Origin of the sequence: Streptomyces synnematoformans (genome assembly GCF_039531005.1) — a bacterium.
Taxonomy (GTDB): domain Bacteria; phylum Actinomycetota; class Actinomycetes; order Streptomycetales; family Streptomycetaceae; genus Streptomyces; species Streptomyces synnematoformans.
In genome coordinates, this window is the sequence record NZ_BAAAPF010000020.1 from 20925 (window position 1) to 47028 (window position 26104).

The following is a 26104-nucleotide window of genomic DNA, read 5'->3' on the forward strand; positions in this document are numbered from 1 at the left end:
CCGCCACCGGATACAAGGAGCAACGAACGCCATGCCGAATCCGGCACCCGTCCTCCGCGTCGCCCTCATCGGCGCCGGCGGCATCGCTCACGCGCACGCCCGGGCGCTCGCCGAACTGGCCGAGCGGGCCCGCCTCGTGGCCGTCGCCGAGACCGACCCGGCACGGGCCGCCGCGTTCTCGCAGCGCTTCGCGGTACCGCGGACGTACACCGACGCCGCGTCCCTGTTCGCCGGCGAGGAACTGGACCTGGTGCATGTCTGCACCCCGCCGCAGACCCATGTACCGCTGGCCGTCATGGCCATGCGCGCGGGCGTTCCGGCCCTGGTGGAGAAGCCCACGGCGCTCAGCCTGGCCGAAATGGACCAGCTCGCCGCGGTGCACGCCGAGACCGGCACGGCGGTGCTGACGGTGTTCCAGCACCGCTACGGGCCCGCGGCCGTCAGACTGCGGCGTCTCGCCCGCTCGGGCGCACTCGGCCGCCCGCTCGCGGCCGTCTGCGAGACCCTCTGGTACCGCTCCGACGACTACTTCGACACGCCGTGGCGGGGCCGCTGGGAGTTCGAAGGCGGCGGGCCCACCATGGGCCACGGCATCCACCAGTTCGACCTGCTCCTCTCCGTCCTCGGCCCCTGGTCCCAGGTCAGCGCCATCGCCGGACGGCTCGCCCGGCCCACCGACACCGAGGACGTGTCGATGGCCGTCGCCCGGTTCGACAACGGGGCGATGGCCACCGTCGTCAACTCCGTGGTCTCCCCGCGCGAGACGTCGCGGCTGCGCTTCGACTTCGAGCACGCGACCGTCGAGGTCGAGCACCTCTACGGCTACCGCGAGAAGCACTGGCGGTTCACCCCGGCGCCCGGGCACGAGCCGCTGGCCGACCTCTGGAAGGCCGACGGCGGCGCCGACGTCGAGAGCGGGCACCTGCTGCAGATCCAGGCCGTCCTCGACGCGTTCGGGAGCGGCGCGGAACCCGGGGTGTCGCTGGACGACGCCCGCCGCACGATGGAGTTCGCCGCGGCCACCTACGCCTCCGCGTTCCGGGGCCGCCCCGTCACCGCGGGCGAGCTGACCGGCGACGACCCCTTCACCTCCAGCATGCACGGGGGAGCCGTCCCGTGGGCTCCCATGAAGAAGGCGACCGCATGACCGGCCTCGACATCCGCCACCACATCGACTCCTCGTTCGCGGTACACGACGGACGGACCGAGCTGTTCCGGTACGTCTACCGTCCCGACACGCCCGTACTCGAATCACCCAAGCCGTACCTGCACCCCCTCCGCACCCGCTCCGGCCGCACCGTCAGCCTGTTCCGCCCCTGGGACCACGTGTGGCACAAGGGCATCGCCTGGTCGCTGCCGGTCGTCGGCGAGGAGAACTTCTGGGGTGGCCCCACCTACGTCCACGGCCGGTTCTACGTGCAGCTCGACAACAACGGCAGCCAGCTCCACCGCCGCCTCACGGACGTCGACGCCTCCGACGGGGCGGCCGCGTTCGGCCACGAACTGGACTGGATCACCCAGGCCGGCGCACAGATCTTCACCGAGCGCCGCGCCCTCACGGCCCGGACCCTCTCCGCGGGCGCCTGGGCGCTCACCTTCGACACCCGCCTGACCAACGTGTCCGGACACGACGTCGTCATCGGCTCGCCGACCACCCGGGGCAGGGAGAACGCGGGCTACGGCGGCCTCTTCTGGCGCGGGCCCCGCTCCTTCACCGGCGGACGGCTCGTCACCCCCGAGGGGATGGGCAGCGGCGAGGAGATACGCGGACAGCACCATGCGTGGATGGCCTTCGCCGGGCGCCACGACGAAGACGACGCCGCGTCCCTCATCCTCATGGTCGACGACGCCGGAAACCCGCACCACCCGCCGCAGTGGTTCGCCCGCAGCGAGGAGTTCGCCTGCCTGAACCCCGCCCCGTTCTTCAGCGAGGAACTCCTGGTCCCGGACGGCGAGACCGCCCGGTTCCGCTACGGCGTCGGCGTGGCCCCGGCCGGCGCCGAGGCGGCCGCCGAACTCGCCGCCGCCGTGGGCGAGGTGCTCTCCGAGACCGCGCCGGGCACCCGCCGCGAGACAGCGGAGGGCGCCCGCCCGTGAGCGGCACCCGCCGCGCATCGCCCGGCGAGGGCGCCGTCCGCGACGGCACGGCCGCGCCCGCCGGCCCGCGCCTCCTGCTGCGCCCTTGTGGCGGGAGCCGTGCGAGGTGCCCCTGCCGGACCACGACCCCGCAGGGCACGGCGGAGGCGACGTACGCATGCTCGCGGCCCTGTACGGCCCCGGCGGCCCGGCAGCCACGCCCGGCACCGGCACCGGAGCAGCTTCACGGTGGTGTCCGGGGGGAAGGTGGGGATCACGCCGTTGCTTCTCGGCGCACCGGCCGGGGCACTGTGGAGGTGCGCCCCGGCCGGCGGATACGTACGACCCCTCATCGGGGGACGGTCTCGCGGATCCGGACGCGGCCGGCTAGCAGCTGCCGTCCGACTCCGCCAGGCCCGTGTCGTCGCCTGCCGTGCGGCTCACGATGCCCGGCACGCAGTCGGCCCTGTCGAGGTCGTAGTTGTAGGGGATGTTGACCGTGGTGTTGGACCGGGGGTCGGGACCGGCGGGGTGGTTCTCGCTGCCCTCGCTGCTCCACGTCACGTTGTCGTAGACGTTGCCGCCGACCTGCCAGTAGCCGAGTTCGTTCGTGTAGAAGGTGCCCAGGACGTCCTTGGAGTCCCGGAAGTAGTTGTTGTCCACCTTGGCGTGGGCCCCGGCCCGCGAGTTGATGCCGGACTTGACGAGGCCCACGTAGTGGTTGTTGTACATGTGGGCGTCGCCGCCGCGCAGCAGGGGCGTGCGGGAGTCGATGTTCTGGTACAGGTTGTGGTGGAACGTGACGTAGCCGTTCGAGGTGTCGCTCTCGCTGGACCCGATGAGTCCGCCTCGGCCGGAGTTGCGCAGGATGCTGTAGGACAGGGTCACGTACCGGGTGTTGTTCTTCATGTCGAAGAGCCCGTCGTGCCCCTCGTCCTCCCCGCCCGAGGCCTCCAGGGTGGCGTGGTCGACCCAGACGTTGCGGACGTCCTTCTCCATGCCGATGGCGTCACCGCCGTTGGAGGTGGGCGAGCCGGACTTCTTGACGTTCCGGACCGTCACGTTCTGGATGATGATGTTGCTCGACTCGCGGATGTGGATGCCCAGCTGGTCGAAGACGGCTCCGCGGCCGACCCCGATGATCGTGATGTTGCTGACGCGCTTCAGCTCGATCACGTCGTCGGAGGTGTCGCAGCCGTCGCCCGACACCTTGCTGGTGTTTCCGTGGTTGACGGTCCCCTCGACCTCGATGGTGATCGGGGTGCTGGTGTTCGGCCGGGCGCACAGGGCCTGGTGGATCTGGGTGCCCGTGCTGGCGTGCACCGTCCGGCCGCCCGCGCCGCCGGTGGTCCCGCCGTTCTGGGTCGCGTAGCCGGTCGCGGTGCCGGCCGCCGACGCCTGGGACGTCGTCAGGACGACTCCGGTCGTACTCACGACGGCCAGCGCGGCCACGACCGCGGGGATGCGCCATGCGGGTGTTCGTTTCATTTCGTCTCCTCCTGCTTCTTCGAAGGTGGGATGGTGCTGCTGCGTGCGGTGGTGGGCCGGCGGGCGGTTCCCGTCAGCCCATGACCCGGCTGCCGCCGAAGGTCACGACGAGGCGGCCGTCCTGGGCGAAGGACCAGTTCAGGGAGCCGCTGTACGAGGAGCACCGGGACCCGTTCTGGCCGGACCAGAACTGGTTCGAGCCGTCGGCGTTGCCGATGATCCGGTCGTTCGACCCGCTGTCGCACGAGGTGTTGTTCCGGAACACCGAGGAGCCGCCGTCGAAGTTGAAGTTGCGCTCCTCGTTGCCGATGCTGACGTTGTCCGACACCGTCATCGAGCCGAGGTTCCGGTTGTACGTGAACCCGTGCTTGCCGTTCTCGTATGCGATGTTGCCGCGGACGACGTGGTTGACCGCGATGTCCTCGCCGCCGAGCTTGTAGCCGTTGCGGTCGCCGTTGCCGGCCTGACCGCCGTTGGAGAGGGTGCCGTTGCCGTAGGCGAGGGAGTTCTCGATGGTCACCGCGCCGATGGGGCCCGTGTCGTCCTTGGTGTAGAGGTCGTAGCCGTCGTCGATGTTGTGGTGGGACACGGTGTGGCGGAAGACGTTCCCGGGGCCGACGGTCAGCTTGGGGGCGAAGCCGTCGGCGTCCTCGCCGTCGGAGTCGACGTTGTCGTGCGACTCCGCGCTCACGATGAGGTTGTTCGACGGCCACTGGTCCCGCGGCGCCCCGGCGGTGTACCGCGACAGCTGCAGACCGGTGTCACGGTTGTGGCGCGTCACCACTCGCTCGATGACGTTGTTGTTCCCGCCGAGGAGAATCCCGTTGTCGCCGGCGCGCTCGACGACGATGCCCCGGACGTGCCACCAGTCGCCGCCGATGGCCAGTCCGCGGTTGGCCGAGTCCTCGCTCTGCGCCGAGAAGTTCAGCACCGGCGTCTCGCCGGCGTACGCGAACAGCTCGGTGCGGTCGCCTGAGAGGCCGTCGTTGCCCGGCGCGATGCGGACGGTCTGCGAGAAGTCGTAGGTCCCGCCGCGCATGTGGATCGTCCCGCCGGGCGTGATGCGGTCGATCGCGGAGGTGAGCGTCGTGGGATCCGACTCGGTGCCGGAGGCGCCGTCGCTGCCGTGCGGGGCCACGAACAGCGCGTCGTCCGACGGCGGCGGGGTGTCGTCGCCCTCCGTGGTGATGTCGGCGTAGTCGACGTTCGGCAGGCCGGCGGAGGCGGTGGCGGTGAGCCGGAGGGAGTTGCTCCCCGCGTTCACCGGCACGGTGAGGGTCTTCGTGGCCCAGTTCGTCCACGCCCCCGTCGCCTCGAACGAGGTGGACTGCGCCGTCGACCCGTTCACCGCCACGTCGGCGGGCCGCGCCGCGGACGTGCCGTTGGCGTACCGGACCTCGACCGTCGCCGTGCCGGCCTCGGCGGCCTGCAGCGTGAACTGCACCGCCGTGCCCGAGCTGTTGTCGGTGTTGCAGTAGCCGCTGCCGGAGAACCCGGCGTGCTCGGACTCGACCTGCCCGTCGCAGACGACCGCGTTCTCCGCCTCGTGCCTGACCGTCGCGCCGTGCGCCGTGTCCAGCGCGAACACCGCACCGGCGGCGGCGAGCACCGTCGCCAGGACGGGCGCGGCCGAGAGCTTCAGATGTCGTTTCATCGCGTTCTCCTCGGGTTTTTGAGGTGATCATGACAATTTTGGGACCGTGGCCGGCAGCCAGGGATGCTGAGCGGGTATCCCTGGCTGCCGGCCGGTCAGGGGGAGTCCCCCCTCTCCGCGGCCGGGACGCGCACGTCCGTGAGGGCGACGGGCCGGCCGGTGCGGGCCGACTCGTTGGCGGCGCTGCCGATCAGCACGCTGCGGATCCCGTCGGCGTAGCCCGCCCGGCGGTGCAGCGGGTCGTGGCCGGATCCGCGGAAGACGTCGTGGAGCAGCAGCGCGTCGCCGCCGCCGTGGGCGCCGCCGTCCTCGTCGACGGCCACCTCCTCCGCTCGGGACCAGTGGCGCTGCACGGTCAGCCGCTGCCAGGCGCCCTCGGCGTGCTCCTTGTGTCCGGCGGAGGGGTCGACGGCGGCGGCCGGCGGGGTCCAGGCGCGTTCGCAGACGTCCAGTTCGAGCCGGCCCTCGGTGCCGTTGACGGCCACCCGGTAGCCCTCGTAGGGGGCGTGGGCGTTGAGCGAGTAGGTCAGCAGGGTGCGGTCGTCGTAGCGGACGAGCACCGACATGTTGTCGTCGATGGTCACGCCGTCGCCGAAGACGTCCTGGTCGCGGAGGTAGCCGTCCTCGTGCTCGGCGTCCAGGTAGAGCCGCTTGAGCCGCTCGTCGGCCGCGATGTCGAGCAGGAAGGGGTCGGAGCCCAGGCCGGGCGCGCCCCGGCTGCGCGTCGGCCGCGGCCCTGCGCCGCGCCCGCGCGCGTTGTCGCTGCCGTAGAAGGCCAGCGAGGTCTGGGCGAAGACCAGCTCGGGGTGCGCGTCCAGCCACCAGTTGACGAGGTCGAAGTGGTGGGTGGCCTTGTGGACGAGCAGTCCGCCGGAGCTGGCGCGGTCCCGGTGCCAGCGGCGGAAGTAGTCGGCGCCGTGGATGGTGTCGAGGACCCACTCGAAGTGCACCGAGGTCGGGGTGCCGATGCGGCCGTCGGCGAGCAGCCGGCGCACCGCGGAGTTGCGCGGCGCGTAGCGGTAGTTGAAGGTCACGACGAGGTCCGCGGTGCTGCGCTCGGCCGCCGCGGCGATCGCCGCGCACCCGGCGGCGTCGGTGGTCAGCGGCTTCTCCACCACGACGTCGCGGGACGCGTCGAGGGCCGCGCAGACGTAGCGGGCGTGCGTGGCGTCCACGGAGGTGACCACGACGGCGTCGACCCGCTCCAGCACCGTGGCGAACTCGTGGGGCGCGAAACACGCGGCGGGCGGGCGTCCGGACGCCGTGATGCGCTCGTTGTAGTAGTCCATCCGCGTCCGGTTGGGGTCGCACAGCGCGACGATCTCTCCGGTGTCGCTGAAGTCGCCGAGCAGGGCGTCGACGTACATCTGCGCCCGGTGGCCGAGTCCGACGACGGCGTAGCGGCGTGTCATGCGCGATTCCTCCGTGTTCGGCGGATCCTGGGTTCTCGTTTCCGGTGGGCTGACCGGGCGGGCCGGGCCCGGGGTGCCGCCCCCGGCCCGTGACCGGCCGGGCCGTGGGGCGGCGGCGTCCCGTCAGCCGAGGGCGCCGTCGGCTTCGTCCAGGAATGCCTGCGCGGCCTCCTCGGGGCTCTGCTGGCCGGAGATGACCTCCTGGCCGTAGCGTTCGAGCATGTCGGGGATCTCCACGGCGCCGTCGGGGTAGGCCGACGGCGGATCGGCCAGCTCGTCGCGGATCCCGTTGATGAAGTCGAGGGAGGCCTTGTCCGCCGCGGGCAGGCCGCCCTCGATCTCCTTGAGCACCGTGTCGTTCATCGGCAGGCCGCGGTCGCTGCCCAGGATCTCGCCGGCCCGCGGGTCGTTCACCAGGAAGTCGATCAGCTTGCCCGCGGCCTCCTGGTTCCCGCCCTTGCTGCTGGCGGCCCAGAACATCGCCGGCTGCAGGAACATCTCGCTGCTGTCCGCCGACGGGTCCCTGGGTATCTGCAGCAGCTTGATCTCCTCGCCGGAGCCGACGCTCGCCGCGCTGAGCTGGTTGCTCCACCACATGCCCATGGCGCCCTTGTTGGTGGCGATCAGGGACTGCTCGATGTCGGTCGCGCCCAGCTCGTTGCTCCGGTCCGCGCTCGGGGAGCCCTTGGCGTCGATCATGTCCAGGTGCGTCTGGAACCAGGCGGCGACGGTCTCGGCCGAGACGCCCAGCCCGTCGCCCTCGTAGAAGGACTCGCCGCGCTGGGCGGCGAACATTCTCAGGTAGGCGTCGTTGAAGTTGAGCTGGGTGCCGTAGATGTCGCCCCCCGACCCGGTGACCTCGGCGCTCAGCGACTGGTAGTCCTCCCACGTCCAGGAGCTGTCGTCGGGAAGCCCGACCCCGGCGTCCTCGAAGACGGCGGTGTTGGCCATCACGGTGAAGGCGTTGGCCCCGGTGGGGATGGCGTACTGCGTGCCGTCGACTTCGCCCGAGGTGAGCAGCTTCTCGTCGAGGTCGTCGGTGGGCACCAGGCCGGCCAGGTCCGCGAGCTGGCCGTTGCGGGCGTACTCGCCGAGGGCCCGGATCTCGATAGCGAAGACGTCGGGGGCGTCGCCGGCGGCGGTCTTGGTGGTGAGCTGGTCGTAGTACGCGTCCCAGTCGGAGTACTCCGACTCGATGGTGATGTCCTTGTTCTGCTTCTCGAAGACCTTGATGGCTTCTTCCGTCATCTCATGGCGTTCCGTCTCTCCCCACCAGCTCACCCGGAGGGTGACCTTCCCGTCCCCCGAGCCTCCGTCGTCGCCTCCGCAGGCGGCGGTGAAGGAGAGGGCGCCGGTGACGAAAAGCGCCGGCCAGACTTTACTCTTTCGGTACGACACGTCGGCTCTCCAGTTTCTTCTGTGGTTACTTCAGACCCGTGGTGGCGATGCCGCGTACCAGGTACTTCTGGCCCGCGAGGAAGAATCCGAAAATGGGGGCGAGGGACAGTGCCGACATGGCGAACATCGGTCCCCAGGAGGATTCGCCACTGGAGTCGAGGAAGGTGCGCAGTGCCACCGGGACGGTGTGCATGTCGGGGTCCGTCAGGAAGATCAGCTGGCTGAGGAAGTCGTTCCACGTCCAGATGAAGGTGAAGATGGCGGTGGTGGCGAGCGCGGGCATCGACAGCGGCATGATGATCCTGCTGTAGATGCGCCAGTGCCCGGCGCCGTCGATGCGTGCCGCCTCGTCCAGGTCCCGGGGCAGCGTCCTGATGAACTGCACCATCAGGAAGATGAAGAAGGCGTCGGTGGCGAGGAACTTCGGGACGATGAGCGGCAGGTACGTGTTGATCCAGTTCAGCTCCGAGAACAGGATGTACTGCGGCACGATCACGACGTGGAGGGGGAGCATGATCGAGCCCAGCATGAGGGCGAACCAGAGCCGCTTCAGCGGGAACTCGATCCTGGCGAAGGCGTAGGCGGCGAGCGAGCAGGCCACCAGGTTGCCCACCACCGCGCCGGCCGTGATGACGGCGGAGTTGATGTAGTAGTGGCTGAACGGGTGCCGCAGAGCGTTCCAGCCGTCGGCGAAGTTGTCCCAGGTGACGCTGCTGGGGATCAGGCCCTGCTCGCGGAAGATGAGCCCTTCCGGCTTGACCGCGCTGGAGACCATCCACAGCAGCGGGTACAGCATGACAAGACCGAAGAGAATCAGGAAGACATGCGTGAGCAGCTTTCTGCCGCGCAGCGCGAACAGCGCCTTGGCGAAGAGCGTGGGATTCGGTTGCGGCCGCGTTTTCAAGTCACTTGTCACCGTAGAAGACCCAATACCTCGACATGATGAAGTTCAAAGCGGTGAGGCTCCCGACGATGACGACGAGGAACCAGGCCATTGCCGACGCATAGCCCATCTCGAAGGAATTGAATCCCTTGATGTAGACGTACATCGTGTAGAAGAGCGTCGAGTCCGCCGGCTGGCCGTTCCCGCCGCTGACCACGAACGCCTGGGTGAAGGACTGGAAGGCGTTGATCAGCTGCAGGACCAGGTTGAAGAAGATGATCGGGGTGAGCAGCGGCAGCGTGATGGACCGGAACCGCCGCACCCAGCCCGCCCCGTCGATGCTCGCGGCCTCGTAGTAGCTGGCCGGGATCTGCCGCAGCCCGGCCAGGAAGATCACCATGGGGGAGCCGAAGGTCCACACGTTGAGCACGATGAGCGTGCCGAGCGCCGTGGACGGGTCCCCGATCCAGCTCCGCCCTTCGATGCCGAACAGGTCGAGGAACGAGTTGAACAGGCCGTCGGCGCCGAACACCTTCCGCCAGAGCACGGCGATGGCCACGCTGCTGCCGAGGAGGGAGGGCAGGTAGTAGACCGAGCGGTAGATGGGCAGCCCTTGGATTCCCCGGTCCAGGACCAGTGCCAGCGCGAGCGCGAACGCCAGCTGCAGGGGCACCGACACGAAGACGTAGATCGCGGTGTTCGTCAGCGCCTTGATGAACCGCGGGTCGTCCGTGAACATCTCGGCGTAGTTCGCGAAGCCGACCCACTCGTAGTCCCCGAGGAGGCTGTAGTCCGTGAACGACAGGTACAGGGACGCCAGCAGGGGGCCCGCGGTGACGGCTATCAGGCCGACGAACCAGGGGGCCAGGAAGAGGTAGCCGGTGAGTGCCTCCTTGCGCCGCCGCCTTCTGCGCGCCTTCTTGTGCGCGACGGCCTCGGGCAGCTGCCCCGGCGCCGGGTGCGGCACGTCCCGTGGTGCGCGCACCTGGGTGTCAGTCATGAGGGTCTCCCGATGGGTCTGCGGAGCGGTGGCCCCCGGCGGGGGCGGCGGCCACCGCCGCGTGCGCGAGCTGTGCCAGTTCCGCGGCGGACCGCATGGCGGCGCTGCCGTCCACGACGGCGGTGACGACCTGGCGGGTCAGGTCCGCACCGGGCGGCAGCGGCAGCCGCCCCGACCAGGCCAGGGCGGAGCCGACGCCGGGGTACTCCCGGGTGCGTACGAACCAGGGGTCGCCGCGGGTGGCGTCCGTGGCCCCGGCGAAGACGAGCGTGAAGTCGCGGCCGGCAAGCGCGAGCCAGTCCGCCCGGCGCCCGTGCACGGCCTCGGTGCCCTCGCCGTCTCCGGTGCGGACCGCGGGCGGCTCGGCCTCCTTGGGCGCACGCCAGAAGAAGCCGCCGTAGCCGGCGCCCGCGCGGCCGTTGGTGGCCGGGCTGCCCAGGGACAGGTCCGCACCGGAGGTGTTGGTGAGCGTGAACGCGAAGCTCAGCGCCCAGGCGGCGGGGCCGAGCGGCGCGGCGGTGACGGTGCGGCGCTCCCGGAGGAGTTCGCGCCCGCCCGCCGACCAGGCGAGTTCCGCCACGAAGCCGTCGTCGTCACGCTCGACGAAGCGTGTGTGCCGCTGCTCGCCGTGGTTGTCCAGCTCGGTGGGTCCGCGGCCGGCCACGAAGGTCCGGCCGCCCCAGAAGTTGCGGCCGTCCACGTCCGGGACGGCCAGTCCCGCACCGAGGTGGTGGAGGTGGTCGGCGGGCATCAGCTCGGTCACCGCCACGCCGCCGAGCGTGCGGACCGGGTGCAGGTAGGGGCGCGGCGAGAGGCGCGGCGCCAGCGCGGGGCGGTGGACGTAGCGGCCGACGACCCGCCCCGAGCAGCGCAGGGCGAGGGTCTCCTCGGGGGCCGTGGGCGCGGTCATGCGGACCTCACCCCGCCGTGGCGGCGTACCCGCTCCGCGCCGGGCTCGCGCATGCGGAGCAGACACCGGTGGCCGAACACCCGGCCCCCGGCGGGGAGGACGGGCGCGGGCGGGCTCGTCCGCTCCGCCGGCGCCGTTACTTGGGCCATCGCTGCTCCTTTGCTGACTGGTCGAGGGAGCGCTCCCACACTCGTGCAAGCGCTTGCGGCGCGAGGTTGCGGGGCTCCCGCGTCATCTGCTGTTGAGGTGTGTGCCGCCGGTGACGGCTCAGCCCGCTTCGGGCTCCGGCACCCTCCCGGCGCGGGACCGGAGGGTGGAGTCGCGGCCGGTGGCGGTCACGTCGGTCGCGTCGGTCACGACGACCACCCGCCGACGATGCCGGCGATCTCCTGGCGCAGCGGCCCGGGCAGCAGCCGGCTCGGCGGCCGCACGTCGCGACGGCCCAGGCCCAGAGCCGCCAGCGCCTCCTTGACGACGGCGACGTTGTCGGCCGACTGGTCCGCCGCGCGCATGTCCTCGAAGGGGCGTATCTGCTCCCAGGCCTTCATCGCGGCCGGATAGTCCCCCGACCGCAGCGCCCGGAGCATGCCGAGCGAGACCTCGGGGGCCACGTTGACCAGGCCGGAGGTGAAGCCGGTGGCGCCCATGGCCCAGTAGGCGGGCGCGTACAGCTCGGCCAGGCCGGCGACCCACACGAACCGGTCGAGACCGGCGTCACGCGCCACCGCCGCGAAGCGGCCGATGTCGCGCACCGCGTACTTGACGCCGACGACGTTGGGGCAGAGGTCCCCGAGTTGGGCGAGGTACGCGCCGTCCAGCCGGGGATCGCGCACGTACGGGACGACGCCGAGTTCCGGAACGGCGTCCGCGACGGCCCGGTGGTAGGCGACCCAGCCGTCGGCCGAGGCGTAGGGGTGCGGCGGCTGATGCACCATGACCATGCGGGCGCCGACGGCCGCGGCGTGCCGCGCGTCCGCCACGGCGGTCGCCACGTCGTACCCCACACCCGCCACGACCTCGGCCCGGCCCGCCGCCTCCGCCGCGGTCAGCGTGGTGATCAGGCGCCGCTCCTCGGGCGCGAGGGTGTAGAACTCCCCGGTGTTGCCGTTCGGGGTCAGCGTGCGCAGGCCGGCGTCGAGCAGCCTGCGCAGCAGGGCCCGGAAGGCGTCCTGCGCGACTTCCCCGTCGGCGTCGAAGGGCGTCACCAGGACGGCCACGACGTCGGCGAGCGCCGCTCGCAGCGGTGTGTGATCCATGCGGTGCGTCCCCTTCTCGACGGTCTGCGGCGTCTCGGCGGCCTCTTCGCTCACGGGGTGTCCGACGTGCTCTCCGGGAACGCCCGGCTGACGAACGACGCGATGTGGGAGTGCAGCGCCTTCGCCGCCGCGTCCGCCTTCCCCGCGACCGCCAGCTGCAGGATCTCCCGGTGCTCGCCCGCCTCCCGCTCCCACGAGGGGTGGGTGGCCCAGGCGGCGGTGGAGACCAGCGCGGCCTGGTCGCGGAGCTCGTCGAGCATCCGGGAGAGCAGCGGATTGCCGCACGGCAGGTAGAGCGCCCGGTGGAACGCCCGGTTCTCCAGGCTGCGTTCGGCGGCGTCGGCGGCCTCGTCGGCGCGGTCGAGGGCGTCCTGCGCGGCCTCGAACGAGACCCCGCCTGCGACGCTCCGGCGCAGGGCCTCCGGCTCAAGCAGCAGGCGCACGTCGCACACCTCGTGCGCCATGGTGGCGTCCACCATGCGCACGGTGGCGCCCTTGTACCGGCTCATCACCACCAGGCCGGAGCCGGCCAGCGTCTTCAGCGCCTCACGCACGGGGGTCTTGGACACCCCGAGCTGACCGGCCAACTCCGTCTCCACCAGGGCCTGACCCGGCGTGAGCCCGCCGGTGAGGATCGCGTGCTTGATCGACTCCAGGACGTACTCCGTCCGGGAAGGGATCGGAGTCGATGCGAACGTCATCTACCGGCCTCGAATCTCGCGTATCGCGTCTCATATATGAGGTATGGAGTACGACGCGACCGTAGGAGTGCCCGCAGGGTTCGTCAATACTTCTGACAGGCCCCGGTGCGGGCGGCCCCCGCCAGCACACCGCCGCCCCGGCTCACGCCGTTGTCGGCCGGTACCGGCACTTCACTCCGGCGAGGCTCGTCACCTGTGGACGAGCGCGTCCAGGACGCCGCGGACGCGGCCCGGTTGCTGTCGCTGGCCGGGACCCGGATCCCGTTCGCCCTGCTCCTGGCCGGAGCGCTGCCCGCGGCGGCGGCGGTGTGGGCGGCCCGGCGGCTGCACGCGCTGCGCTGATCCGCGGTGCTTTGCGGCGATCAACGTATCGATTGCTTCACGGCGTCGTCCCAGCCCGGTTCCGGCGTGACCCGCACGGCCCGGCGGTGGCTAGTGTCCCACCGGGATCATGCACCCGTACGGGTGTGCGGCCCGCTCAACCTGCAGATCACGCGACTCCACGGGGGACATCGACATGGGCAAGAACCAGGGTGCGCCGGGTGGGACACCCTCCCGGCGGCGGATGCTCCGGCTGGCCGGCGGCGGCCTTGCGCTGTCCGCGCTGGGGGCCGGGGCGAGCGGTTGCCGCGAGGACACGGCCGGCGGCGGAGGCGGGGATGCCGGGGGCGGCTCCGACTCGCCGGCGGCCACGGACGGGCCGGCCGAGGGCGCGCCCGGCGGGGGCGGGCAGGCTCCCGAGCCGCTGTGGACGAAGACGACCTCGGCGCGGACCTACGGGGACAACGACGAACTGGTGGCCGTGGACGGCGTGGTGATCGCCACCGGAGACCCGGTCACCGCCCGCGACGCGCAGACCGGCAAGCCGACGTGGTCTCCGCCCGGCGGCGCCGTGCCCGGAGCGCCGCTGCTGCTCGGCAACGGCACCCTGTACCTGGCCAGCGGCACGTACGACGGCACGGTCCACGGATACGAACCGGTGTCGGGCAAGGAGACCTGGCGCAGCCGCCTGGGCACGGGCTACCGGCAGCCCCGGCCGATCGCGGTGGACGACGGCCAGGTGTACGTCATCGCCGAGATCCTTGAGGCGGACGGCTCGTCCCACACCAATGTGATCGCCGCGCTGGACGGCGGCTCGGGCAGGCCGGCGTGGAAGAGACAGCGCGACCTGGGCACCGAGCAGAACGGCATCCACGCCGCCGTCTCGGGCCGCTATCTCGTTTACACCGACGTCAAGAAGAACCTCACCGTCCGCGACACCGCCACCGGCGGCCAGGTGTGGACGCAGAAGACCACGAAGACGAACTACGGTGCCTTCGCCGTCCACCGGGATCTGGTGATCGTCCCGCAGGGCAGCAGGCTCCAGGCCTTCGCCCTCTCCGACGGGTCCCGGAAGTGGTCCGTGCGGACCGACGACGACTTCGCCACCTTCAAGGAGCCCGCCGTCGTGGGGGACAGCCTCTTCGTCGCCGACAGCGCCAGGACGCTGCGGCACATAGAGCCGCAGACCGGCAGGAAGGTCTGGCGGTCCGAGGACCTCGCGGACGCGAAGGCCAAGCCGCCCCGGCAGTTCGTCATCGCGGGCGACACCCTCTACGGGGCCACGGACCTGGACGAGCAGGGCGGTGTGCACGCCTTCGACGCCGGGACCGGCGCCTTGCGCTGGACGTTCAACGACGGGACCGGCGACTACCACGCCTGGCTCGTGACCACCGACGGCACGCACGTCTTCGCCCTGCACGGCAGGAAGCTGCACGCCCTGCCCGCCTGACGGGCCGGCCCGCGGCCGGCGGCGGCCCGGCGGGGCCGGCGGTCAGCTCTCCTCGTTCCGCATCCACACGGTGCGCTGCTGGAACGGGATCTCGATGCCCGCCGCGTCCAGGTTCTCCTTTATCCGGCGGCGCAGCTCCCGGGTGACGCCCCACTGCTGCAGCGGCTGTGTCTTGACGACCATGCGCACCACGACCGCGTCCGCGTCGAGTGACTGCACCCCCCAGATCGAGGGCTCTTCGAGCAGCAGCGGGCCCTGCTCCGGGTCCCGGTGCAGTTCCCGGCCGGTGCGCTCCATGACCGCGTAGACGGTGTCCAGAGGGGAGTCGTAGGCGACACCCACGTCGAGAACGGCGCGGGCCCAGTCCTGGCTGTCGTTGCGCACCCGCAGGATCTCCCCGTTGCGGATGTACCAGAGGCCGCCGGTCAGGTCGCGGACCTGCGTCAGGCGCAGGCCGACGTGCTCGACCTCGCCGACCGCCTCGCCGAGGTCGACGTAGTCCCCGACGCCGTACTGGTCCTCGACCATGATCAGCAGGCCGGCCAGGTAGTCGGCGACCAGGCTCTGGGCGCCGAAACCGATGGCCAGGCCCACCACGCCCGCGCTGGCCAGCAGCGGGCCGAGGGAGATGCCTATCTCGCCGAGGACCATCGCCAGCGCCGTGATCCCGATGACCACGCTGACGATGCTGCTCAGCACGGCCCCGATGGTCCTGGCCCGCTGCTCACGCCGTTCCCGGGCGCGGCTGCCGTCGCGCTGCAGGACGGCGGGGCGACGGCCGGTGGGACGCGCGGCACCCCTCTCGTCCGCCGTGTCGGGGTGCAGGATGCGCTGCACGACGCGGGCGATGGCCCGCTTGGCGAGGACGCGCACGAGGATCGCACCCACGAGGACCAGGAGGATGCTGGCGGACGAGCCGATGATCGCTTCGGCGTTGTCCCGGAGCCAGTCCGGCGCTTCGAGGGCCAGGTGGTGTGTGCTGCCGGGCGGGTGTGCGGCGGGTGCGGGCATGGGAGGTCTCTCCGCTGTCATCGGCGTCGTTCGGGCGGCGATAGAGTCCGATGAACATACTTGCGGGGTCTGACCTGGTCAAAGAGCGGTGCTGCCCCGGTAGCACCGGTGTCCGGCGGGCGCGGGCGACCCGCGACGACCCGGCGTCACCGGGTGGTCGCCGGGGTCCTGCGTGCCGGCTTCTCGTGGCCGGCGGCGATCGAGGCGACGGCGTTCTGGGCCGCGGTGAGGCGGGCGCGGGCCGTGGCGATACGGGCCGCGTCACGCTCCTGCTCCCGTGCGGCCTCCTGTTCGATGCGCTGCGCCGCCTGCCAGGCCCGGTCACGCAGGTCGGCCGCTTCCTGTCCGGCCTGCTCCAGGAGCACGGCCGCCTGGGCGGCCGCCTCGTTCCGCCGCCGCAGCGCCGTGGAGCGCGCGGCCTCGGCACGGGCCTCGGCGGCGGCCAGTGACTCCGTCACCTCCCGCAGCCGCTCCCGGGCCCGCCTGTCCTCCTGCTTCTCCCGCTCGCCCAGCGCGAGCTGCCGGGCGGCGATGAACGCCGCGGTCTCCCACGTGGTGTTCTGGGCCCGCCGCCGTCCTTCCTCCCGCAGGGCCGCCGCCTGCCGCCGCGCCTCCTCGACGAGCCGCAAGGCCGTCTGCCGTGCCTGCCGGACACGCTGCCGGGCGTCCTCCTCGGCCGCGTCGCGCAGCTCCTCCGCGGCCTGACGCGCCGCAGCCAGCCGCTCCTCTCCGGTGACGCGGGCGGCCTCCGTCTCCAGCCGGCCGTCTCCGGCCGCCTGGTCCCGCAGGCGCCGCACCTCCCGCTCGGCGTCCCGATAGAGGTTCCGCGCGCCCTCGCCGAGCACGTCGTAAGCCGGTGCCGGCAGCACGTGGGCCTGCTCACGCAGGGCCGCCAGCTGCCGCTGCCGGCCCTCCAGTTCCTGTTCCAGCTCGACGGTTCGCCGGGCGGCGGCCTGCTGTACCGCCACCAGCTCGCCGACGACCCGGTCGACCTGGTGCGGCGCGTAGCCCCGCCCCCGGGTGACCAGCATGAAGTCGCCCGGTTGCATCCTCATGGTGCTCATCGACCTGCCCGTTGGTGTCCGCGACCTGCACCGCCGCCCCCTTGGCCCAGGCCGCGCGGCGTGCCACGTCGCTGTCGGTATGCACGACACCCCAGCACACCCCGGCCCGCCGATCGGCCCAAGCCCCGCCCTTCTCACCTGATCAGGTGAGGGCGACGTCGAGAGCGTGCCGCTGCCACCGCAGCCGGTGGGCCGGTGACACTCCGTGCCGAAAGTTTCGGATCTATGGCCGATTCATGCGAGAAGAGTTGACGCCGTTCAGTCAAGCTCTAGCATGCAGCTGACCGATACTTCGACCTATGTTCGTTATTTCGAACAAGGAGGAGCGGCATGAAACTGCTCGAACGCTTCGGCCCCCGCCGAACCCCGGTGCGGCGCTTACTCGGCGGAAGCCTCCGCCGCAGACGCCGGTCCGTGGTGCTCGGCGCCGTGCTCGCGATGCTGGTCGGGTCGGTGTCGCCGGCGCTCGTCGCCAATCCGGCGCAGGCGGCCACCAGCGGCTCCCTGCGCAGCGTCGCCAACGACCGGTGTCTCGACGTGCCGAACGCAAGCCAGACCAACGGTACGTATCTGCAGATCTGGGACTGCTGGGGCGGGGACAACCAGCAGTGGACGCTGACGGACGACGGCCGGCTGACCGTGTACGGCGACAAGTGCCTGGACGTTCCGGGCCACGCCACGGAGCCCGGTACCCGGGTGCAGATCTGGGACTGTCACGGCGACGCGAACCAGCGGTGGCGGGTGAACTCCGACGACACGGTCGTCGGCGTGGAGTCCGGCCTGTGTCTGGACCTCCGGGACGGCGGTACGGCCAACGGCACGGCGGTGCAGCTCGGGACGTGCAACGGCGGCAGCAGCCAGAAGTGGACCGGCCTGACCCCGCCGACGGGCGGCGAGTGCGCCCTGCCGTCGACGTACCGGTGGTCGTCGACGGGCGTCCTGGCGCAGCCGTCGCAGGGGTGGGCCGCGCTCAAGGACTTCACCACCGTCAAGCACAACGGCCAGCACCTGGTCTACGCCACGACCGCGGGTGACTCCTACGGATCGATGGCGTTCAGCCCCTTCAACGACTGGTCGGACATGGCGTCGGCCGGCCAGAACCGGATGAACCAGGGCACCGTGGCACCCACGCTGTTCTACTTCGCGCCCAAGAACATCTGGGTGCTGGCGTACCAGTGGGGTCAGTGGCCCTTCATCTACCGCACGTCCAGCGACCCCACCAACCCCAACGGCTGGTCCGCGCCGCAGCCGCTGTTCACCGGTAGCATCTCCGGCTCCGACACCGGCCCGATCGACCAGACCCTGATCGCCGACGGGCAGAACATGTACCTGTTCTTCGCCGGTGACAACGGCAGGATCTACCGGGCGAGCATGCCGCTCGGGAACTTCCCGGGCAACTTCGGCTCGTCGTACACGACGATCATGAGTGACTCGCGGAACAACCTGTTCGAGGGGGTGCAGGTCTACAAGGTGCAGGGCCAGAACCAGTACCTCATGATCGTGGAGGCGATCGGCGCGAACGGGCGCTACTACCGCTCGTTCACGTCCTCCAGCCTGAACGGTTCGTGGACCCCGCAGGCCACCAGCGAGAGCAACCCCTTCGCGGGCAGGGCCAACAGCGGCGCCAACTGGACCAACGACATCAGCCACGGTGACCTGGTCCGCAGCAACCCCGACCAGACCATGACCATCGACCCGTGCAACCTGCAGTTCCTCTACCAGGGCAAGGATCCCGGCGCGGGCGGCCCGTACGACCAGCTGCCCTGGCGGCCCGGCGTCCTCACCCTGCAACGCTGACCGCCACCCGGCACCCTGCCGCGACGGGGAACCCCGGCCGTACCCCGGCCGGGGTTCCCCCGGTCACCGGCTGAAGCCGGCGGTCAGACCGCTGAGCAGCTGGCGGCGGCCGAAGGCGTACAGCACCAGCAGGGGCAGCGTGGTGAGGACGACGGCGGCCAGGAGGGCGGGGATGTTGATCCCGTACTCGCCCTGGAAGGTCCACAGCGCGAGCGGCAGCGTCCGCTGGGACGGGCTCTGGGTGAGGATCAGCGGCAGCAGGAATCCGTTCCAGATGGTCAGCGCGTTGAAGATGGTCACGGTGAGGATGGCCGGCCGGGTGAGCGGCGCCGCCAGGCGCCACAGCGTCCCCCACTCGGTGGCCCCGTCGACCCGCATCGAGTCGAACAGCTCCTTGGGTACGTCCCGGATGAAGTTGGCGAGGATCAGTACGGACAGCGGGATGGCGAAGGCGATCGACGGGAGGATCAGTGCCAGCAGGCTGTCGTACAGCTGCAGCTTGATGATGATCAGATAGACGGGGATGGCCGTCGCCTGGAGCGGGATGGCGAGGCCCATGAGGAACATGCCGTTCACCACGCGCAGGAACCGCAGGCGCCAGCCGCGCACGATGGCGTAGGCGGCCATGAACGAGACCGTCACCGCCGGCACCACGGCGCCGGCGGTGACCACGACGCTGTTCAGCAGGTAGCGGAGGAAGTCGGACTCGATGACCAGTTCGTAGTTGGCCAGCGTGGGTTCGCTCGGCGGCGCCAGCGGGTTGCTCGCGTAGTAGTTGCTCTGGGCCTTGAGGCTGGTGATGAGAATCCAGTAGAGGGGCACGACGACGACGGCGAGCCAGAGCCATCCGGCCAGCCCGCCGAGCCAGTTGCGCCGGCGGGCGTTCGGACCGGGGCCCTGCCGCCGCTCGTGCGGAACGGTCTTCCGCGGTTGCGGCTTGGTCAGCGTGGTCGTCATGTCAGACCCCTTCGAGCTGGCTCTCGCCGGCGTCCCGCCCGCCGAGCCGGCGCAGCAGCAGGGCGAGGGCGAGGCCGATCAGGACGAGGATGACCGCGATGGCGCTGGCCGGCCCCATCAGGTTGGCCTGGAAGCCCCGTTTGTACATGTCCAGCGCGAGGACCCGGGTGGCGTCTCCCGGCCCGCCCTCGGTCAGGACGAAGATGAGGTCGAAGAAGGTGAGCGACCCGATCACCATCAGCGTCGACGAGGTGATGACGGTGTACTTGAGCTGGGGCAGCGTGATGCTGAAGAACTGGCGGACCCGCCCGGCGCCGTCCAGCTGAGCGGCCTCGTAGAGGGTGTGGGGGATCTGCTGGACGCCTCCCTGGTAGATCAGCGCGTGGAACGGGACGAACTGCCAGGAGACGACGAACACGACGACGCCGAAGGCGAGCCAGGGGCGCCCGAGCCAGTCCTTGCTGAGCCATTCGACCCCCAGCCCGGCGCCCAGCCCGAAGTTGGGATCCAGCAGCGCCTTGTACGCGACCGCGATCGCCGCGGAGCTGAGCAGGAGCGGGATGAAGTAGACCACGCTCAGCACCGCGCGGTAGCGCTGGCGGCCGGCCAGGAACGTGCCGAGCAGAATGCTCGCCGGTGTCTGCACCGCCCAGGACACGGCCATCACCAGGAACGTCACCCAGAGGGCGTGCGGCAGCCCGGGGTCGGTGAGCACCGCACGCCAACTGGTCAGCCCGGACGGGTCGATGTCGCCGATCCCGTCCCACGTCGTGAAGCTCAGCAGGAAGACGCCGACGAGCGGGACGACGGCGAAGCCGACGAAGAACAGCAGGGCCGGCACGGCCAGCCAGGGCAGGATGTTGCGCCCGCCCGTGCGCCGCGCGGAGCCGGTGAGGGCGCTCACTTGCCGATGACCTCGTTGAGGTTGTCGGTGAACTGCTTCGGCGAGACGGACAGCTGGAACAGCCTGGCGATGTTGTCCAGCAGCACCTCGGCGGCCGTCGGGCTGAGCGCCTGGTCCCAGGACTGGCCGAACGTCTTCGCGTTGCTGGCGATCCCGTAGACGAACTGCAGGAACTCAGCGCTCTCGGACTCGGCCAGCAGCTTCTCCGAACCCTTCCGGATCGGCACCGCCCCGGTGTCGATCCACTCCTTCACCTCCTTGTCCGTGAGGACGCCCTTGGCGAAGAAGTCCTTCGCGATCTTCTTCTGCTCGGCGCTGGCCTTCGAGGAGATGGACAGGTACTGGGCGGGGTTGCCGACGGAGTTGCCCGGATCGCCCTTGCCGCCCTCGACGGGCGGGAAGTTCATGAAACCGAGGCCGCCGCTGGAGACGAAGTCCCCGCCCTCGGCCTGCTGGATGCCGTACGACCAGGAGCCGTGCAGCATCATCGCGGCCTTGTCGGTGTACAGCAGCGCCTGGTCGGCGTTGGAGTCCGCGGTGATCGAGGAGAAGCCCTTGACGAACCCGTCCGCCTTGATCAGGTCCTGCACCAGGGTCAGCGCCTCGATGGCCGCCGGGTGGGACCAGGCGTTCTTCTCGCCGTCGAAGACGGCCTGGAACACTTCGGGGCCGCCGATGCGGTCGAAGAGGAACTCCAGCCACATCATGTTCGTCCACCGGGACTGGCCGCCGAGGGCGAACGGCGCTATGCCCTCCGCGTTGAACTCGGGCACCAGGGCCATCATGTCGTCCCAGGACTCCGGCGGCTGCACGCCGACGTCGTCGAAGACCCTCTTGTTGTAGAACAGGACGATCGGCTCCACGCTTTCGAACGGCATCGCGTAGATCCTGCCGTCGACGGTCGCCGCGCCGAACGAGGACGGGAAGAGCCGGTCCTTGACCTCGGGGTTCTCGTCGAACCACGGGGTGAGGTCGTCGACCTGCCCGGCCTCCACGAAGCTGCGCAGGCCGCCGCCGCCCCACCCCCAGATGATGGTGGGCGCCTGCCCGGCGCCGATGGCGGTCTTGATCTTCGTCTTGTAGGCGTCGTTCTCGAAGGTGGTGACGTCGATCCGGCCCTTGTTGCTGGCCTCGTTGAAGCGCTCGACCGCACCGGTCCTGACGCCTTCCTGGGGCTGGCCGCTTAGGTGCCAGTACGTGGCCGTGGCGCCGTCGCCGCCGCCGTTGCCGGGACCGGACGAGCCGCAGGCCGCGAGCGCCGCAGAGGCGGGCACGCTGGCCGCAAAGCTGAGGAGGGTACGACGAGAAAGGGGGATGTCCATGGGTGTTCTCCGCACTCGAGAGCCGTCGACTTCCAGCGAGCCGCTACGAAAACTTTTCGAAACTATGCCGTAAACTACCCTTGTGGAGGCAAGTTAGATTTCGGGCTGATGGCTGTCAAGGCATGTGCAACACCGTTGTCGCTCAACGATCGTCTGCGTACTCTCGGGCAGGGACGGCTCTCCGGACGGCCCGGCAGGGTTCGAAAAAGTTTCGAGGCGGCGGAGTTGAGTGCTGAAAGGGACGCGAGGCAGGGGGCAGCCGATGCCGGCAGACGCTAGGCGCACCACGCTGGCGACCATCGCCCGGGCGGCGGGGGTCTCGGTGGCGACGGTGTCCAAGGTGGTCAACGGCCGCAGCGACGTGGCGCCCCGGACCCGCGCCCGGGTACTGGAACTGCTGTACCAGCACGACTACCTCGCACCCGTCTTCCGCCACAGCGAGGCTCCGGAGAGCCCGACCATCGAGGTGCAGTTCGCGGAGGGCCTCAGGTCGTACGTGGCCGAGGCGCTGGAAGGCGTCGCCGACGCCGCCGCCGAGCTGGGGGCCGCCGTCGTGATCAGCAAGTCGTCCCCCGCCCCGCACTGGGCCCGGGACCTGGTCGCGGCCGGGCGCCGCGCCCTCATCGGGGTCACCAGCGTCTACACCACCGCGTACGTCAACGCGCTGGCGCGGGCCGGACTTCCGCTGGTCGTGCTCGACCCGCTGCACCTGCCGCACAGCGGGGTGAACAGCGTCGGCGCGACCAACTTCGCCGGCGGCCTGGCCGCGACCCAGCACCTGCTCTCGCTCGGCCACCGCGGCATCGCGTATCTGGGCGGACCGACCCTGGCCGCGAGCCACCAGGCACGGGCGCACGGCTACCGCGCCGCCATGGAGGCGGCGGGAGCGGCGGTGCCCTCGGCATACGTCCGGGCCGGAGAGTTCACGTACCAGGCGGGCCTGGCCGGCGCGGCGGCGCTGCTGGCACTCCCGGAGCCGCCGACGGCGGTGTTCGCGGGCAACGACGAGATCGCCCTCGGCGCCATCGAGGCGGCCCGCGTCCGCGGCCTGCGCATCCCCGAGGACCTGAGCGTGGTCGGCTTCGACGACACGTTCCTCGCGCAGATGGCCTCGCCGCCGCTGACCACCGTTCGCCAGCCGCTGCGGGAGATGGGCGGTGTCGCCCTGCGCACCGCGCTCCGTCTGGCCAACGGCGAGAAGGTGGAGTCCCACCACATCGAACTCGCCACGGAGCTGGTGGTGCGCGCGTCGACGGCACCGCCCCACCCGCGTTCCGCGGCCGGCGGCTGAAGAGGGCCCCCGGGTCAGGAGACGCCGCTGAGGCGCCGCCCCTGAGCACCCCCTCGTACGGGCGGGAGGTGACCTCGATGTCGCGTTGCCAGGGCCGTACGAGACCGCCTCGCCGTCCCCCTCGTGCGTGAGGTGGACGTGGGAAGTTATTGAAAATGATTACCATCACGGTTAGGGTGTGCCGGGTGGTGCTCGCAACTGTGTGCGACGCCAGGGGGTTTGACGTCTGCTGCCCGAACGCGCGGGTGGCCGCAACCGCAGATGAGGGGCGATGGGAGCAACCAATCGGACGGCCCGGGTGCTGGCGGCGCTGGGTCTGACGGCGGCCGGGCTGGCATCGGCCGGCGCCGCGGGCGGCGGTGGCGGGGACGCCGCCGCCGGCACACCGCCGGCGGTGTCCGTCGCCGCACCGGCGTCCGGTGACGTGGTGGACGAGCGCACCGTCATCGACAAGGGGCACGTGGACGCGATTGCGCCGCGCCTGGTGGAGGGCGGGTTCCGCACCCTGCTGCGGGACAGCCGGGATCCGGCCGACGTCGTCTGGCGGGAGCCGTCCTCGGTGGTCATGCACCTCACTCCGGCGGGCAGGCAGACGATCCCCGATCCGGCCGGGGGACTTGCGTACGTCGGCGAGCCGGGCGACGTCTTCCACCTGATCCCGCAGGTGCAGAACCCGGAGGTGGTGTGGGCGGGCTGGAACACCGAGGCGTTCGCCGCCGCCGACCTGGACGGCCGGCTGCGGCTGTCCCTGGACGAGGTGGAGGGGCCGGGGGCACTGGCCGTATGGGCGTGGTCGCCGTTCGGCCAGCCGCTGCCCAGGTTCGACACCCGGGACGGCCTGCCGGACGGCTACGAGGTGGGCGCCGGTACGCACGAGCACGCGAACTGGGCCTTCACCGAAGAGGGCGTGTACCGGATGACGTTCACCTTCTCGGCCACGCTCGCCTCGGGCGAGGAGGTCTCCGACAGCGGGGTCTTCACCATGGCGGTCGGTGACATCGACCCGGACGACGTGCCCCTGCCGGGCGACGACGGCGGGTCTTCCGACGGCGGCACGTCGGACGGCGGCACGTCGGACGGGGGCGCTTCGGATGGCGGCACGTCGGACGGCGGCACGGCCGACGGCGGCACCGCGGACGGCGGCACCGCGGACGGCGGCACCTCCGACGGCGGGTCCGGCGGCGACGGCGGCACCGCGGACGGCGGCTCGGGCGGTACGACGGATGCCGGGAGCGGCGCCGGCGGCTCTTCCGACGACGGTGGCGCGAGCGGGAGTTCGGGCGGTGACACCGCGGACGGCGGCGCCACCGGCGGCGGTACGGCCGGCGGCGGCTCCTCCGGAGGCGACACGGGCGGCGCCGGGGTGGTCGGCGGCGGTGCGGACGGGGCCGCCAAGGGCGGCGGGCTTGCCAGCACCGGATCGGCCGGAGTGCTTCCGCTGGCGGTGGGCAGCGCCGCGCTGGTCGCCGTGGGAGCCGGAGGTCTCGTCTACGCCGGCCGCAGAAGGGCACAGGCACTCGGCGGTCACGCGGACACGGACACGGCCGGCGCCTGACCCGGGCCCCTGAACTCGAAGGAGTAGTCACCCTCATGGGAGCAAGAAGGAACGCCTGCTGGACCGCCGCCGGGATCGTCGGTTCCGTGGCCCTGGCCGCGGCGGGTACTCCCGCGGCGGTCGCGGGCCCCTCCGCGCCCGGCGGTGACGGCTCCGGCGCCGCCGATGTCGTGCTGTCCCTCGACGACGGCACGCTGGCCCTGGACCTCGGCCCGGGGGCGCCGGACGCCGACGACGGCGGGACGGCGGACCTCGGCGTCGGGCCCGAGACCCGTACCCGCGTGCCCGAGGGCGGCGGCTACGGCTTCCTGGGCGGGCCCGGCACCCCGGTGTGGGTCCTGGGCGGCGCCGCGGCCGGGGACGCCGCGCCGCGGTGGGACACCTCCGGCATACCGGCGGACGCGCTCGCGGACGGTGCCGACGGCGCCGTGGAGTGGGCGTTGACCGGGGTGGAGGGGCCGGGGGACGTGGCCGTGTTCGAGCCGCCCGCCGGCGGCCGGGCCGGCGACGGCACCGAGGCGGACGGCCCGGCCGGTACCGTCGAGCGCCCGCGGGTGCTGTTCGACAGCAGTGACGGGCTGCCGGACGGCCAGGCGCTGCCCGCCGCCGGCTCCGGGGAGCTGGCCTGGGCGTTCGACAAGCCGGGGGAGTACCGCATCACCTCGGAGGCCGGCGCCGACCTCGCCTCGGGAACGACCGCGACGGCGAGCACGGAGTGGACCGTACGGGTCGCACCGCGGGACGCCGGCTCCTCCGCCCCTCCGCCCGCCTCCCCCGATCCGGCCCCGCCCGCGGATGACGGAGCACGCCCGGGCGCGGCCACCGGCGGGACGGGGGCCGCCCCCAACTCCGGCAGCTCCCGTACCGCCGGCTCTCCCGCGGCGCGCGGCGCGGACATCGCGACGGGGAAGGTGGTGATCGACGACGGCCACGTCGACGCGATCGCCGGCCGCATGGTGAACGGCAGGCTGCGCACCCTGTTCAAGGACAGCCGCAACCCCGGGGACATCGTCTGGCGCGAGCCGTCCTCGGTCGTCATGCACGTGGTGCCGGAGGCGAAGGAGAAGGTGCCGGCCGGCGGTGCCTACGACTTCCTGGGCGCGGCGGGCAGCGACTTCTGGCTCGTCCCGCAGGCGCAGAAGAAGGGTGTGATCTGGGCGGGATGGAACACCGAGTCGCTGGCCGGCGGCGACCTCAACGGCCCCGTGGACCTGGCGCTGACCAAGGTCAGCGGCCCCGGCGAGCTGGCGATCTGGTCGGCGGCGGGACTGGGCGGCGCGGAGGTGCTGTACAACTCGCGCGACGGGCTGCCCGACTCCCGCAAGGTCGCCCTCGGGGTGCACGCCCACGCCAACTGGGGCTTCAGCAAGGAGGGCGTCTACAAGGTCACCGTCCGGCTGAGCGGTGAGAAGCCGAACGGCCGGACGACCTCGGACACCCGCACGTACACCTTCGCCGTCGGGGACGTCGACCCGGACACGGTCACGCCCGGCGGTGACGGCGGCGACGGGGCCGGCACCGGCGGGCCGGGCGGTGGCTCCGGCTCCGGCGGAGCCGGGGACGGGAACGGGAACGGCGGCGGCTCCGCGGGCCCGGGTCCGTCCGACGGCGGCCGCGGCGGCGACGGCGGGACCATGGCGCACACCGGCGGTGC

At 71.6% G+C, this 26104-nt stretch carries 22 protein-coding genes and 1 pseudogene; 8 read left to right on the forward strand and 15 right to left on the reverse strand.

All coding sequences use genetic code 11. The features are described from left to right. Positions 1-31 precede the first annotated feature (31 nt). Together ABD317_RS06390 and ABD317_RS06395 are read left to right on the forward strand one after the other, a co-directional pair. Positions 32-1147 (forward strand): Gfo/Idh/MocA family protein, encoded by a 1116-nt coding sequence (locus ABD317_RS06390; RefSeq protein WP_344288685.1) that lies wholly within the window; start codon positions 32-34, stop codon positions 1145-1147. Beyond that, the gene (locus tag ABD317_RS06395; protein ID WP_344288687.1) at positions 1144-2097 is read left to right on the forward strand and encodes a DUF6807 domain-containing protein; all 954 of its coding nucleotides are present in this window, start codon (positions 1144-1146) and stop codon (positions 2095-2097) included. Before ABD317_RS06390 ends, ABD317_RS06395 begins: the two co-directional genes overlap by 4 nt. 260 nt (positions 2098-2357) lie before the next feature. On the opposite strand, the pseudogene ABD317_RS06400 reads toward ABD317_RS06395, so the two are convergent. The 10 genes and pseudogenes from ABD317_RS06400 to ABD317_RS06445 all read right to left on the reverse strand — a co-directional run. Continuing rightward, positions 2358-3564, reverse strand: a pseudogene (locus tag ABD317_RS06400) (pectate lyase family protein); the annotation flags it as partial. Positions 3565-3637: 73 nt separating this feature from the next. Continuing rightward, the gene (locus ABD317_RS06405; protein ID WP_344288689.1) at positions 3638-5218 is read right to left on the reverse strand and encodes a carbohydrate-binding protein; all 1581 of its coding nucleotides are present in this window, start codon (positions 5216-5218) and stop codon (positions 3638-3640) included. A gap of 95 nt (positions 5219-5313) precedes the next feature. Then, complete coding sequence (locus ABD317_RS06410; RefSeq protein WP_344288692.1) at positions 5314-6630, reverse strand: Gfo/Idh/MocA family protein; 1317 nt, start codon at positions 6628-6630, stop codon at positions 5314-5316. 123 nt (positions 6631-6753) lie between these two features. Then, positions 6754-8028: an ABC transporter substrate-binding protein gene (locus tag ABD317_RS06415; RefSeq protein WP_344288694.1), complete on the reverse strand. Its 1275-nt coding sequence runs from the start codon at positions 8026-8028 to the stop codon at positions 6754-6756. A 25-nt stretch (positions 8029-8053) separates the two neighbouring features. Further along, the gene (locus ABD317_RS06420) at positions 8054-8932 is read right to left on the reverse strand and encodes a carbohydrate ABC transporter permease (protein WP_344288696.1); all 879 of its coding nucleotides are present in this window, start codon (positions 8930-8932) and stop codon (positions 8054-8056) included. Position 8933: 1 nt separating this feature from the next. Continuing rightward, entirely contained in the window at positions 8934-9911 is a 978-nt protein-coding gene (locus ABD317_RS06425) for a carbohydrate ABC transporter permease (protein ID WP_344288697.1), read from the reverse strand. Further along, positions 9904-10821: a DUF6807 domain-containing protein gene (locus ABD317_RS06430; RefSeq protein WP_344288698.1), complete on the reverse strand. Its 918-nt coding sequence runs from the start codon at positions 10819-10821 to the stop codon at positions 9904-9906. The genes ABD317_RS06425 and ABD317_RS06430 overlap by 8 nt, the downstream gene beginning before the upstream one ends. Then, entirely contained in the window at positions 10818-10970 is a 153-nt protein-coding gene (locus ABD317_RS06435) for a hypothetical protein (RefSeq protein WP_344288699.1), read from the reverse strand. Before ABD317_RS06435 ends, ABD317_RS06430 begins: the two co-directional genes overlap by 4 nt. 204 nt (positions 10971-11174) lie before the next feature. Beyond that, a complete protein-coding gene (locus ABD317_RS06440) occupies positions 11175-12077 on the reverse strand; it encodes a dihydrodipicolinate synthase family protein (RefSeq protein WP_344288722.1) in 903 nt (300 codons plus the stop codon). A gap of 50 nt (positions 12078-12127) precedes the next feature. Continuing rightward, a complete protein-coding gene (locus ABD317_RS06445) occupies positions 12128-12778 on the reverse strand; it encodes an FCD domain-containing protein (RefSeq protein WP_027752198.1) in 651 nt (216 codons plus the stop codon). A 195-nt stretch (positions 12779-12973) separates the two neighbouring features. Here ABD317_RS06445 and ABD317_RS06450 point away from each other — a divergent pair, with 195 nt between their 5' ends. Together ABD317_RS06450 and ABD317_RS06455 are read left to right on the forward strand one after the other, a co-directional pair. After that, positions 12974-13120, forward strand: a complete 147-nt coding sequence (locus ABD317_RS06450; RefSeq protein WP_344288703.1) for a hypothetical protein — start codon at positions 12974-12976, stop codon at positions 13118-13120. A 175-nt stretch (positions 13121-13295) separates the two neighbouring features. Further along, positions 13296-14549 (forward strand): PQQ-binding-like beta-propeller repeat protein, encoded by a 1254-nt coding sequence (locus tag ABD317_RS06455; RefSeq protein ID WP_344288705.1) that lies wholly within the window; start codon positions 13296-13298, stop codon positions 14547-14549. 42 nt (positions 14550-14591) lie between these two features. Here the strand turns inward: ABD317_RS06455 and ABD317_RS06460 are convergent, their stop codons facing one another. Continuing rightward, positions 14592-15560, reverse strand: a complete 969-nt coding sequence (locus ABD317_RS06460; RefSeq protein ID WP_344288707.1) for a mechanosensitive ion channel family protein — start codon at positions 15558-15560, stop codon at positions 14592-14594. Positions 15561-15706: 146 nt separating this feature from the next. Continuing rightward, on the reverse strand, positions 15707-16615 hold the full coding sequence (locus ABD317_RS06465) for a coiled-coil domain-containing protein (protein ID WP_344288709.1): 909 nt from the start codon (positions 16613-16615) through the stop codon (positions 15707-15709). Between the two features lie 447 nt (positions 16616-17062). Here ABD317_RS06465 and ABD317_RS06470 point away from each other — a divergent pair, with 447 nt between their 5' ends. Continuing rightward, on the forward strand, positions 17063-18421 hold the full coding sequence (locus tag ABD317_RS06470; protein WP_425582290.1) for a non-reducing end alpha-L-arabinofuranosidase family hydrolase: 1359 nt from the start codon (positions 17063-17065) through the stop codon (positions 18419-18421). 63 nt (positions 18422-18484) lie between these two features. On the opposite strand, the gene ABD317_RS06475 is transcribed toward ABD317_RS06470, so the two are convergent. From ABD317_RS06475 to ABD317_RS06485, 3 genes are read right to left on the reverse strand one after another with little or no spacing between them, the layout of a single operon-like run. Then, positions 18485-19378, reverse strand: a complete 894-nt coding sequence (locus tag ABD317_RS06475) for an ABC transporter permease subunit (RefSeq protein ID WP_027752193.1) — start codon at positions 19376-19378, stop codon at positions 18485-18487. 1 nt (position 19379) lies between these two features. Next, positions 19380-20282, reverse strand: coding sequence for an ABC transporter permease subunit (locus ABD317_RS06480; protein WP_027752192.1), 903 nt, complete (start codon positions 20280-20282; stop codon positions 19380-19382). Next, positions 20279-21598, reverse strand: a complete 1320-nt coding sequence (locus tag ABD317_RS06485; protein WP_425582291.1) for an extracellular solute-binding protein — start codon at positions 21596-21598, stop codon at positions 20279-20281. Before ABD317_RS06485 ends, ABD317_RS06480 begins: the two co-directional genes overlap by 4 nt. A 268-nt stretch (positions 21599-21866) precedes the next feature. Here ABD317_RS06485 and ABD317_RS06490 point away from each other — a divergent pair, with 268 nt between their 5' ends. The 3 genes from ABD317_RS06490 to ABD317_RS06500 all read left to right on the forward strand — a co-directional run. Further along, positions 21867-22895 carry a LacI family DNA-binding transcriptional regulator gene (locus ABD317_RS06490; protein WP_344288715.1) on the forward strand — a complete coding sequence of 343 codons (1029 nt, stop codon included), beginning with the start codon at positions 21867-21869 and terminating at the stop codon, positions 22893-22895. Positions 22896-23166: 271 nt separating this feature from the next. Then, entirely contained in the window at positions 23167-24450 is a 1284-nt protein-coding gene (locus ABD317_RS06495; RefSeq protein WP_344288717.1) for a choice-of-anchor M domain-containing protein, read from the forward strand. 35 nt (positions 24451-24485) lie between these two features. Beyond that, positions 24486-26104: TIGR03773 family transporter-associated surface protein (locus tag ABD317_RS06500; RefSeq protein ID WP_344288720.1), on the forward strand; the 1619-nt coding region annotated here is incomplete at its 3' end.